Below are 14,639 nucleotides of genomic sequence, written 5' to 3'. Positions count from 1 at the left end.
TTGACCGGCACTAACATCACGTTGACTGGTACTGCGGTCACCGCGACCGGTCAGGTCAGCAACGGTTATGGCATATATGATTGGATAGGCCCCACTTACGGCACAGTCATGACGGCTACCGGTAACTTATCGTTGACAGGGACGGTCAGTGGTACCAGTAACGGCGGCGGTATCGGTTACACAACAACTAATTGGCAAGACGTTCAAAATACCTACACCGCTGGTGGTACCTTGACTATCAATGGTATCAATGCGGCCTCTGTCAGTAACACGATCGCCGCTCTAACTTTTGCTGGTGTTCAGGCGAGCGCCACCGGCTTGGTGACCGTTAAGGCAACGACCAATAACGCTGCTACCGTCGCGATTAACTTGTCCTCTGCCAGTTACACCGCAGGCACGGGTTACCAAGGGGCACCAACATCCTTCGTCTCAACCGGCAACAATGTCATTATTCAAACCAATCAAGGCGAGATTTACCTTAACGATCAAAATAACAACTCACCGACCGGAGGTGTCAACCCAACCAGAAATATCTCGGGTACCTATGTCTTTATTGACAATACGGGCGGTACGATCACCAGCAATGTACTCACCAGTGGTAGTGGTACAGCAACAAGCACGACACCTGGCATTCAAATCAGTGATTCTCGCTCAATTACCGCCAGTGCGACCACTGGCAATGGTATTCAAATAGACGGTGTCACGACCGGTGCTAGCCCTGGCGTCTATCTCACGAGCACTTCTTCTTTTACAGCCACTAACATTTCGATTGTCGGTTCGAGCGCTTCGAACGCGGGTGTTTATTTCGGTGGGGCTGCAACGATTGCTGATGGTGCCGGTATCCTGACTGTCACTGGTTCTTCGACGAGTGCCTCGGGCGTTCAGATAGCGACTGCTCCGAGCATTACTGCTGGGACTGCCAACGTTACTGGAACGTCGGCCAGTGCACAGGGAGTCTTGATTAGCGGCTCTATATCGTTGGCGGTGAGCGGTACGGCGACGTTTACAGGTAACGGTGGTACGACTACATCTGGCCAAGCAGATCTGTTCATTGGGCCGAGTGTGACTGTGACCAATACATCGTCTACCGGGGGGCTTTCTTTATCAGGTACACAAACAAGCAGTGGCGGTGCGGCTTATGTCATGTACGTCGGGGGGACGCTGACCTCGGGTACGGGTGGGGTTACCCTCAGCGCAACCGGTAACTCATCCACGGGTCCCGCAGAAACGATTCGAGGCAATATTTCAACGACTGGCGCAGTCAACGTAACAGGTACGCAGAGCAGCAATGCTCAAGGTATTTATTTAGGCGCTCAGTCGATTTCGGGTTCAAGCGTCACGTTCAACGGCACTGGCGCAAGCTCAGGAATTTTTATGCAGACGGGCTCCTCGATCGCCTCGACCGCCGGTGCTGTCTCATTAACAGGAACCGGTGTGACCGGCACGTCGGCGGGTATTTCGACGCAGTCCGGAACAGTCACCATTACCGCCGTTGGGGGTGATGTCAGTTTGAACGGCACGGCAACCAACGCCAGTGCGACGAATGCTGGTGTCTCACTTGCTTCTGGTACAACTGTCACGGGTAGTTCTGGCAAGAACGTTAATGTCACCGGTGGTCTTGTTGGCAGTGGCAATATCGCCAACAATGGTGCAACGGTTATTTTCAACGACAGCAACGCCATCTCGCCCAATTACTCTGGGGTGATCTCAGGCACTGGTGCCTTAAAAAATACCACGGGCCTCCAAACCTTATCCGGCACAGATACGTATAGCGGTTTGACCACGGTCACGGCGGGTACCCTGCAACTCGGTTACGCCAACGGCACCACTGGCACGATCGCCAACACAAGTGGTGTCACGATGGCGGGCGGCACACTGGCGTTTGACTTGAGTACTTCCGCGACGCTTGCGGCCGTGATTACGGGGACCACGGGCACTCTATCTCAGATTGGCAGCGGCACAACCATTCTGACAGGTGCTAATACATACAGCGGTGCTACATCCATCAGTGCAGGCACCTTGCAGATTGGGGCTAGCAGCACGACGGGCACGACTGGTTCACTCGGTACCAGTGCCGTGACGCTGTCCAACGGGGGCATCCTCAGCTATCAATTGGCCGCGAATACCACGATTAATAACGCGGTGAGTGGTGCGGGTAATGTCGTCGCCAACATCACGGGCACCTTGGCGATCGGATCAAGCTCGATTGCGTTGACAGGGACTACCTCGGTGACGCCCGCGATCACTTTGACCTCAACCGGTGCGATCACGCTGACCGGTGGGCTTAGCATTGCGAATGCCTCAACGACCAACACCAGTATTACCTTGACGACAACAACCGCTGGTTCTGGTATCACGCTGGCAGCCGTCACGGGCACGAATACAGGTACGGGTATCGTTAATGTGACCGCTGAATCGAATGGTGGCACGATCACTGCCGGGTCATCGATCAGTGCTTACAACGTCTCACTCGACAACACCAACGGCACGATCAACACAACAACAGGCGCGATTACGCAAGGGTCGGCTAGCTCAACCGGTACGGGTATCACAGTCAATGCAACCTTGACCGCAACCAACAATCTGAACATGGCCGGCGTATCGTCTGCAAGCTACGGTATTGTCCAGGCAGCCAACATTTCAGGCGCCAATATCACGGGTTACGGTAAGTCTGCCTCGACATCGGGCTCGTCTTACGGGTATGAAGTCAATAGTGCCAACATCACCACCACTGGCACGAGTGGTACCAGCACCTTGACTGGTGTCATGGCCTCTACTGCGGCAGGAGGCACTGGCGCGTTCTTTGTGACAGCCACAGGCACCGATGCGTTTACCGCGGCGAGCGGCACGACCTTAACGATCGTGGGGCAGGCAACCGCCACCGGTGCTGATAATTTTGCCAACAGCCGTGGGGTTAGGTTCGATACTGGCTCAACGATCAACACGTTCGGTACAGTCGTCGTTCAAGGCACCAGTGGCACAGATGATGGTGTGTTGTTGTTTGGTACGCTGAATGTTAAGACGGGATCCCTCACGGCGACAGGGACGATGTCGGCCAGTGGTGGTGGTGGGCAAGAAGGTCTGGCCAACCTCGGCACGATTAACCTCAGCAACAGTACAACGTTGAGTCTGACGGGGATCGCTCTCGGCAATAGTGGGGCGACCTCTTCTGAGAGTGGCTTGTTGATTTCGGGTGCTATTGGGCAGGCGGTCGGGGCGACCACTGCGGGCAACATCACGCTAGTGGGATATTCCAGTTCGTTCAGCAATTCGAATGGCATTGTCACCAGTGCGGCGATTGCGACCGGTACCGGCAACATCACCATGACAGGTCAAGCGATTTACGGATCCACTGGTAATGGGATCAGATTAGGGGGCAATGTCACCAGTACGTCAGGCAACATCACCTTGCAGGCGTTGGACGGTAACGTGACCCAGAACTCGGGCACGATATCCGGTGCAAATATCACCATTGATAACACCGGTGCAGGGAAAACAAGCTTGATTGCGGACACCACAGCTTCACCGAACTTGTCTGTCGGTACGTCGTTTGGCGGCAGCATCAATTCGACAACAGGCGCGATCACAGCAGGCACGGCGGTATCGCAAACGAATGGGGTTGTTTTAAACGGCACCGCCCTTACCGCAACGGGTAACGTCAATATCCAGGCAAGTTCAAAAGGCTTGAATGCAGTCACGGGCAGTGTTGCGATCTCTGGTAGCAGCTTGACGGTTGTAGGTAGCGCCACGACCGCAACCACGATCGTGAGCTTGACGGGTAATTTAACGATTAATGCGGGCGGGGGCAACTTATCGATCACCGCGACTGACACGAGTGCTGGCAGCAATACGGGCATCACATCAACCGGTACGATCACAGATAACGCCAGTGGCAGCAGTATCTCGTTTGTGTCGAATAACTCCATCAGTCAGACGGGGGCAATCACACTGGCCGCGAACGTCAGTGCTGCCGCTAGCCTCGTGACCTACAACACGACGTCAGGCACGAGCGCGTCAACCATAACGACTGGCGCACTGACCACCACCGCCGGTAGCACCAAAGCAATAAACTATTCGGTGCTGAGTGACGGATCGGGGATTAGCGTCGGCGCAGTGTCAGTACCGGGCTACATTACGCTTGACAACACCTACGGTTGTACAGGCACCAGTTGCACGCCGACGACTGGTTACCTGACTAACGGCACAGTCACCACGTCTAATACAACAACCACGGGCAGTGGCGTGACAGTAACGAGCCTGAGCGCTGGGGGCACGATTACCCTGAACGGTGTGACTGCTTATGCCAACGCCTCAGTTTTTGGAGGAGGCATTTATTTTAGCGGTGGCACTGTCTCTGCCGGTCAAAATAGCCTGAGCGGGGCTGGTGCAATAAACGGCAATGGCTATTCACTGACATCCGGGGGCCTGAGCGGTGCCGTAGAGTTTGCCGGGGCCACGACGGTCAACGCAGGCACTGCCAGTATTGCAGGCGCTGGAATCAACTTTCTAAGTTATACCCCAACAACGAATACCTCGTTTTGGGGGAACAACAGCATTACGGTCGGATTTAATGCTTATGGGAGCAACATCAATATTGGCACGGCCGCGAATCCCACCTACGGCGGTTACGGGATCGCATTTTTGGGTTCAGCGACGCTGACGGCAACAGCAATATCTGGCGCGGGTGGCAATGTATCGTTGTATGGCACAGGAACCCTTGCGGGTGGAAACGGGGTCTACCTGCCAGGTTCAATTAATGCTGCAAAATCTGTCACCATCGTTGGTATAGCGACGACGGGCGCCGCGGTCAATCAATCCGGTAGCATCGTCGCTGGCACTGGCGTCAGCGTGACAGGAACCAGTACGACGGCGACCACCATCGTGACGCTAAACGCGTCAACGATCACCAATGCCGCAGGAAACATCAGCGTCACAGCCAACGATACGTCGGGCGGGGGCAACACAGGTATTTCGTCGAGTGGCGCGATCGCACAAAATGCCAATGGTGGTGGCATTTCATTTGTGTCAAATAACTCGATCAGTCAAAGCGGCGCAATCACTGTGGCCGCGAATACGAGTGGCACTGCAAGTCTGATCACTTACAACGTGACATCAGGCACGGTGGCGTCGGCAATTTCAACAGGTGCGTTGACTATCACCGCTGGCAGCACCAGCGCCATCAATTATTCAGTGCTCTCTGCGGGCTCATCGTTGACAGCAAATAATGGCTTATCGGTGCCTGGTTACATCACGATTGACAACACTTATGGTTGCACAGGTACGAGCTGCACACCTGTGAGCGGTTATCTGAATTCAAGTACCGTCACCAATACGAACACCACAACATCGACCACGATTGGTGGCGTCAACGTGACAAACCTCACGGCAGGTGCAAGCATCACCTTGAACGGTGTGTTCGCAGGTAGTGGCAATACGCTAGCGGGCGTTCAATTAAACGGAGGTACGATTTCGGCGGGTCAAAACACACTGAGCGGTGCCGGGGCGGTTTCGATTAATGCCTACAGTTTATATGCACTATCCACTGCGGCTTTGGCAGTTGATGGTGCAACAACCATTAATTCAGGAACAGCCAGTATCGTGGGCGGCGGCGTTACTCTGCTCGCCTATACCCCATCAGGCGATAGTTCCTTCTACCCATATGGCGGTGTTGTAACCATCAATGCTTATGGTAGTAATGTTAGCGTTGGTACGGCAGCGAATCCGATTTACGGCGCCGCTGGCGTCGTCAGTGCACTAGGCAATATCACCGCAACAACGGTTGCAAGCGCTGGCGGAAACGTCTCCATTTACGGCACAGCCTCGTCGACGTATCAGGCAATTTCCAATACCGGGTCAATCACCGCAGGTGGCGCAGTGACGATCGTGGGCGTTGGTACCACGGGCGCTAGTTCGGGCTTTATCGTCTCGCAAACCGGCAATATCAGTGCCGGTAATGGGATATCCATCACGGCCACGGGCACCACCGCCGCGACGATTCTGACGCTTGGCTCAGCAACCCTGACCAACGCATCAGGCGCAATTACTATCACGGCAAATGACACGGCCGGTGGCAGTAACACGGCGATTACTTCTTCAGGTGCGATCACCCAAAACGCCAGTGGCGGCAACATTTCCTTTATCTCGAATAACTCCATTAACCAGACGGGTGCCCTGACCGTTGCCGCCAACACCAGCAGCGCTGCGAGCCTAGTCACCTACAACACGACAACTGGTACCACGGCATCAACGATTACAGCGGGTGCATTGACGGTCAGTGCTGGCAGCACCAAGCCGGTCAACTATTCGAATCTCACCGCAGGCGCAACCATTACCACAGGGGTGACCTCGGTTTCGGGCTACCTCACCTTGGACAACACTTACGGTTGTACTGGCACCAGCTGTACGCCCGTGTCTGGCTATCTGACGAATAGCACTATCACGACGTCCAACACCACCACAGCGGCGACTGGTGCGATTAACGTAAATAGCTTGACGGCGGGGGGCAACATCACCCTGAACGCAGCCTACGCGGGCACAACGCTGATTGGGGCGTTGAATCTGAACGGTGGCACAATCTCTGCCGGGCAAAACACCTTAAGCGGTGCCGGATCAGTCAACCTGACCGCCTACAACATCGTGTCGGGTGGCGTGGGTTATGGCGCGATTCTGCTGTACGGCTCATCGTCTACCTTGAATTCTGGTACCGCATCGATAGCAGGCGGTGGGATCAATCTGTATGGCTACACCAATAATGCCGGTGGTGCTGGTATTGAAGGGACATCTGGGTATTTGTTGGCGATGAATGCCTATGGCAGCAACATCGCTATCGGTACTGCTGCTAACCCAATGTATGGTGGTGGTGGGGTTATCTCGCTTGGGGCCCTCACGGCAACCAACATAGCTGGGTCTGGTGGCAACGTGTCCATCTATGGCACTGCGTGGGGTGTGTATCAGGCAATCAGTAATCCCGGGCTAATTAACGCAGCAGGTGCCGTGACAGTCGTTGGTGTGGGTAACGCTGCGACAGGTTATACGCTATTGAGTCAAACAGGTAATATTTCCGCAGGTACAGGCATATCTATCACGGCGACCGGTACGACTGCGGCAAATATTCTTTCGTTGGGTTCAGGGGCGCTGACCAACACGAGCGGCAACATCACCATAACTGCTAACGATACGGCTGGTGGCAGTAATGCGGGCATTCTCTCGAGCGGCGCCATTACGCAAAATGCCAATGGTGGCAACATCTCGTTTATTTCTAACAACGTTATTTCTCAAACGGGTGCGATTACGGTCGCTGCGAATACCAGCGGCACGGCGAGCTTGATCACCTATAACACCACCACAGGTACGAGTGCGTCAAACATTACGTCCGGTGCGTTGACCGTGAATTCGGGAAGCACTTCGGCAGTCAACTATTCAGCGTTAACGCCGGGGGCCGCCATGACCGCTGGGGCCATCTCAGCACCGGGCTATATCACCTTGGATAACACCTACGGTTGTACGGGCACCAGTTGTACCCCTGTCAGCGGATACTTGACGAACGGTACGGTAACGACTTCTAACACGGTGGCTAGCGGCACCTATGGGGTGTCTGTTTCAAGCCTGACGGCAGGCGGCAACATTACGTTAAAGGCGGTTTACGCAGGGGGGTCGGCCTCTAACGCGTCAGCGATTTATTTGGCAGGTGGCACGATTTCAGCGGGCCAAAATACACTCAACGGTGCTGGGGCCGTCGCCATCAATGGTTTCTCCTTAACGAGCAATGGTCCGGATGATCCCGTCGGCATTTTTGGTGCAACGACCATTAACGCTGGGACGTCGACGATTGCTGGCGGCGGCATTACCTTCCTCGCTTACACTCCAAGCGCAAATGGGGCGCTTTGGAACTACAGCGGTTCAGCAACCCTTAACGCTTACGGCAGCGACGTCAATATCGGTACTGCTGCTAACCCGATATACGGTGGCGCGGGCATCTACAACCCGTTTAGTACGATCACGGCGACCAAAATCTCTGGCGTAGGCGGTAATGTCTCGATGTACGGGACCGCCACTCTAGCCGCAACCTATGGCGGTGTCTACAACACGGGTGCCATCAACGCAGCCGGTGCCATCACCCTCGTCGGGATAGCCAATGGCGCCTCTGCAGTCATTCAATCTGGCAACCTCACAGCCGGCAACGGTGTCACCATTACGGGTACGAGTACCACGGCTGCGACCGTGGTGAATTTAGGTAGTGCCACCATTACCAACGCGGTTGGAAATATTTCGATCACGGCCAACGATACTGCAGGGGGGGGTAACACTGGCATTCTCTCGAGCGGCGCCATCACGCAAAATGCCAACGGTGGCAGTATCTCGTTCGTATCGAACAATATGATTAATCAAACCGGTGCCATCACGGTCGCCGCGAATACCAGTGGTACGGCTTCTAACATTACCTATAAGACCACAAGCGGCACCTCTGCCTCGACCATCATGACCGGTGCGATTACGGTCACTAGTGGATCGACCAGTGCAGTGAATTTCTCAGCGACAGCAGCGGGTGCTCAGATTGACCCCGCGGTGAACGTGCCCGGTTCTATCACCATGGACAACACCTATGGTTGCACCGGCACGAGTTGCACCCCTGTCAGTGGCTTTATCACCTCGGCTAATGCCAGTACTTATGCAACGACCGGTGAAGGGATTGTTGCAGGCGGCAATTTGACTGCTGGCACGACGATCACCCTGACAGGTATATCCAGTGGCAACAACGGTGTTGACCTGACGGGTTCTGCACTGTCGGCTGGCACGGGAATTACAATTTCTGGTACATCGACGATTGTAAGCAACGTGTACGACGGTGTTCAGGGCGTCTATGTTGGTGCAATCACCACGAGCAGTGGCGATATCAATATCACGGGTACCGCTGGCAGAATTGGTATCAATTTGCAAGGCGCTGTTTCTATTCAAGCGACGACTGGCAACATCAATTTAACAGGGACGTCAAACTACGCGACTGGCACGTTCGGCGGCATTTATCTAGAGGGTACCGCTACTGCTACCAATATGGTGATTAACGCCAAAGGCAACGTAGCGATCACAGCGTATTCACCTTTGACAAGTGCTAGTGGTGGCGGTGCAAGCCTTTTCTTACAGTACATGGCGCTGCTGTCAGGCGGCAACACGACCTTATCAGCCTACGGTTCTGCCTCGGGTGGCTACGGGGTTGATTTGGCAGCTGTTTCAACCTACGCTGGCGGTACGTTGACTATTCAAGGGGCGACCACCGTCAGCGGTATTGCTTCAGGTGTCACGGGTTCTGCGGTGACCTCTAACGGTAACGCTATTTACCTCTCGACACCAACCGCTTACACAGTCACCGGATTGAATGCCGGTACCTATACCGGTTTGAATGCTGCCGGTAACATCTGGATTGCGGGTAGTTCGGCCAACCAAACCGGGGTTTACACGGCTGATTCGATCACGTCGACCAGTGGATCGATTTCTATTATCGGTGTGTCGACCGGCACCAGTGGTTCGGGTATACAGTTTGCTGGTACTGCTAACTTGATTGCTGCCAACGCAACGAACGGCAGTATCACGGTCAGCGGTTCTGCCAGTGGCGCAACGGATTGGGGTGTTTACGTGGCTGGCAACAGCACCGCAGCGCCCCAAGTCTTTAATGCTGGTACGACGCTGAGCATCGCTGGCTATACAAGCTCTGCCTCTGGGTTGTCAGCCATTTTCACCAGCGCTGGCGCACTTTGGGTCTCTGGCGGCAACATGACAATCGCTGGTACGAGCTTGAATCCCGCCTACCTCAACCCGAACTATTATGCAGGCGTCTACCTCAATGCGCTATCGATCAAGTCAGGCGGCACGCTGACCATTGAGGGCGCGAGTACCTCAACCGTCAACGCGCAAAATGGTGGGTTGAGTTCGACCACGATTGCCAGTGTCGCAGCACCTGCCGCCAACACTGCAGCCTACAGTACCTATAACGCGGTGGTCATTCAGACCCCTGAAACCTATACGATCACGGCTGGTAATAGTTACGGGCTTGCCGCTGGTACCTACGCGAACATTCTCGCTGCAGGCAACATCTCGATCGCTGGCGGTACCTCAACAACCGTTGGTAATTACGGCATTTACGACTCACTGTCCATGACTTCGACCAATGGCAGTATTACCTTGGTCGGTGTCAATACCAGTGGTGGCCAGGCAGTCAGGCTAATCCTTGGCGCCAACTTTATTGCCACCAACGCCACCAACGGTAGTATCACGATTGAAGGCACGAACTTCGGTAATGGTGGGTACGGTGTCTATCTCGACGGTAACTCAACATCCACGCCGCAAGTGCTCAACGCTGGCAACACACTCACTATCGCAGGCTATATGGGCGGCAGTTCTGGCATTAGCGGCGTGGCCACGGGTACTGGTGGCCAAATTTGGTACGCTGGGTCGAACATGGTCATTGCCGGCACGACACTTGGGGCTACCAATGGGGCGATTTATGTGCAAGATGTCGCTATTAATGCAGGCGGCACATTGACCTTCGAAGGTGCGACCACCAGTACCGTTAACGGAATCGCTAACGTTGCAACGCCCGTTGCCAGCACAGCGGCTGCAGGCACAGCGACCGCCGGGGTCGCTTTATTAGCCCCGATTAGTTACACCATCAGTGCAGGTAATACCTATGGTTTGAGCGCCGCCACCTACACCAATGTGGTTGCCGCTGGCAACATCTGGGCGGCTGGACAAGGCGCGGGTTATGGCTTCTATGACAGCGGCGTTAACCTCACATCGACGGGCGGCAGTATCACCGTCATTGGTTTGAGCAGTGGTGCTTACCAAGGGGTCCGACTCATTGGCACAGCCAGTCTGATCGCAACCAACGCCACCAATGGCTCGATCACCATCAGTGGGGTTGCGACCGGTGCGGCTGGTTATGGGGTGTATGTCGATGGCAACTCGGCCACTGTTCCACAAGTGTTTAACGCAGGCACAACGTTGAGCGTGGCGGGATATGAGAGTTCAGCCACCGGCAATGCGGCCGTGTATGCAGGGGCCGGCTCGCTATGGGTGTCGGGCGGCAATATGACCGTCTCGGGCACCTCACTTGGTACGGCAAACGCGAATACCTATGCGGGTATCTATCTTGCTACCACCGCCATGCAATCGGGCGGGACGTTATCGATTCAAGGCGCCACCACGGGCACTCTCAGCGGGATTGCCAATGCAGCACTACCAAACGCGGGTGCTGCGGCATCGAGTTTGTATACCGGTGTTACCTTGGCAACGCCCGCCAGCTTCACCTTGACCAGTGGCAACGCGTACGGTCTGGCGGCTGGTACTTACGCCAACATCTCAGCCAGCGGCAACATTTGGGTTGCTGGGGTGGCAGGGACATCCAGCGGCGCTTATGGCTTGTACGACGGGGTGTCACTGACCTCAACGGCTGGCGGCATCACCCTGATCGGGGTTAACTCGGCAGGGTCTGCGGCGCTTTACCTCGCTGCTGCGGCCAACCTCGTGGCGACCAACACGACCAATGGTGTGATTACGTTGCAGGGAACAGATACCGGCACAACCGGTTATGGTGTTTACCTTGCGGGCAACACCAGCGGCGCACCTGAAGTCCTGAGTGCTGGCAACACCCTGAACTTGATTGGCTATGCAGCGTCCACAGCCTCTAATGGGGTGGATGTCGCAGGCTACGTTTTCTTGAACTCGCTGGGCAATATGGTCATTGCGGGTAATGGCGGCTCGAACAGCGCCACCAATGGCGCCATTTATTTGGCCAGTCCATCGCTGTACGCAGCGGGGACGCTGACGATGGAAGCTGCGACGACCACCACCCTGACGAATGCCAACGGCAGTGCTGCGGGCAACACAATTGCCAGCGTGGCGACAGTCTTGGCATCCGCTGCTTCAAGCGCGGGTTACGGCGTAGAGCTTGGCACCGCAGTGGGCTATACCTTCTCTGCCGGTAACACCTATGGCGTCACAGCGGCCACCTATTCAGGCGTCAAGGCCGCAGGCAACATTACGCTGACGGGTACCTCGACGGCCTCCTATGGCGTTTACTCAGGCGCGCCGATTACGTCTACCGGAGGAAGTGTCACCATGACTGGGACGACGACCTCGGGTGCCTATTCGGTAGATTTGCTGAGCGCCAGCACCGTAACTGCCGGCGCAGGTGTCACCATCTACGGTCTGGGCGGCACGGCTGGTAACGTCTTAACCGCTGGGTTGATCACCAACACGGGGACGACGTCGGGCATTCTGATCGACGCCACCGGTAATGCAAGCATTGGCGCCGTGACCAACTCGGGCAGTGCGGGTATCCGCATCGCCGGGGGCTATCTGATCGCCGCGGGGACAACAACGGGCGGCACGGTGACGGCACTGGGTACCGTGACGACGTCTGGGGCAGGCACGACGGCAGGGGTAGGGCTGTCCATGGCGGCGCCCAGTACCAACCCCGGCACTAGCGGCACCCTTGAGTACCAGATTGGGGTAACCACCGCCCTTGCTTCAATCGCGACCAATGTGACTTACGGACAAGCAGGCGGCACCTTCACCAACGCCTCGGGCTACACCAGCGGCAACTTTGTCGATTACCGTCAGACATTTAGCTACACCTTGAACGATACGTTGACAGCCAGTTATTCAGCGGTTTACGGCACGGCGTACAACGCCTCAAGTGCGACCGCCTGGCTGGCAGCCAACTCGACGGTGACCGCCACAGGCACGACAACGTTTGGGGTTACTGGCGCCTACATGCAAAGCGTATTGCGTTTTAACAGCACGATCGGTGCCTCCAGTCTGAACGCCAACAATGTGCAAGCGGCCACGGTCTTGACCGCCAGCAGCTTAACGTCAACTGATGGCGCGACTATCGTTTTATCCGGCGCTAAAACCTACACGATCACCGCTGCCCCCTTGACAATCACCGCGTCCAATCAATCGACCACCTATGGCACCAGCCTTGCCTTGGGGACGAGCGCCTTCACTACCAGTGGCTTAGTCACCGCTTACGGTGACACTATCAGTTCAGTGACACTGAAGCAAAATAGTGTCACGACAGTACCCAATACCACCAACGCAGGCACGTATTCGGGGGCCGTGAACGGCATCGTGGCGAGCGCAGCGGTGGCTGGGTCGGGCACACTGCTGAGCAATTACAGCATCACCTACGCGACAGGCACGTTGACGGTGAATCAGGCAACAGTATCCATCAGTGCCGCTAAAACCTATGACAACACCACCAGCCTGACCTCTGGCCAAGTCACCATTAGTGGCGTGAACGGTCAGACCTTGAGCTACACCGGCACAGCGGTCGCGAGCAGCGCCAACGTGAGCGCCAATGGCGCGAACTTTGTGTCTGGCATTACGCTTGCGAACGGCACTGGCAGTCTGGCCAGCAATTACGTCTTGCCAAACCTGACAGCCTATTCAAGCAATAACAGCGTCACGATCAGTGCCTATGCTGGGCAGGTGACGCTGACCGGCACCAGCCTGAGTACGACCTACAACGGCTTGACACAGTCGGTCGCCGGCTTCACGGCAACGGGTTTGCTGGGTACAGATGCAAGCAATGCATCGAGCGTCATGTCGGGTTACAGCGCCAGCGGCGCCAGCAGTACCAATGCCGGGACATTCACCAATACCGTCTCAGGCAGCAACACCAACACGAACTACAGCAACGTCGTCAAAGCTAACGGGACCTTGACGATTGCACAAGCAACCGCCACGATCAGTGCCGCTAAAACCTACGACAGCACCAACAGCCTGAACTCAAGCCAAGTGACGATTACCGGGGTGACGGTCGGGGGCTATACACAGATTCTGACCTACACGGGCACCGCAACCGCGAACAATGTGAACGTGAGCGGCAATGCAAGCAATTATGTAACGAGCATCACCGCCCTGGCCAACGGCGGGTCGGGTAATACCGCTGGCCTGGCAAGCAACTATGTCTTGCCTAGCCTGACTGCACATTCTGCCAATAACAGTGTCACTATCAGCGCCTACTCTGGGCAGGTGACGCTCACCGCGAACAGTTTAAGCACCATTTATAGTGGCTCGGCTCAAACGGTGACAGGCTTTAGCGCCGTCGGGATGTTGGGTACGGATGGCAGTAACTTGTCGACCACAGCAGCTGGCTATACCGCGAGTGTGAGTGGCACCAATGCAGGCACCTACACCAATACCGTGACAGGTAGCAACACCAACACCAATTACAGTAACGTCGTGTTGGCTACGGGTGCTCTGACGATTGGTCAGGCAACCGCAACCATCACCGCAGTGAAAACCTATGACACGACAACAAGTTTGACATCCGCACAGGTCACCATCACGGGTGTGACGGTGGGTGCCTATACCCAGGTGTTGACCTACACCGGTACCGCGCTCGCCAATAGCGCCAACGTGAGTGCTAACGGCGCTAACTATGTATCGGGTATCACTGCCTTGGCGAATGGCGGCTCAGGCAACACAGCTGGTGCGGCAAGCAACTACCTACTGCCCAGCCTGACTGCTTACTCGAGTAAGAATAGCGTCACCATCAACGCCTACACGGGTCTGGTGACCTTGACCGGTGCTAGCCTGACAACGATCTATAACGGTTCAGCCCAATCCGTGAGTGGCTT

Annotated in this window: 1 protein-coding gene; it reads left to right on the top strand. The window is 55.7% G+C overall.

All coding sequences use genetic code 11. The features are described from left to right. A partial coding sequence (locus AC1W8Y_RS14400) for a hypothetical protein (protein ID WP_482015190.1) occupies positions 1-14,639 on the top strand: 14,639 nt, incomplete at both ends.

The organism is Jezberella sp., from assembly GCF_964834465.1.
Note: the sequence above shows the minus strand (reverse complement) of the source record. Positions and strands in the feature narration are given on the sequence as shown.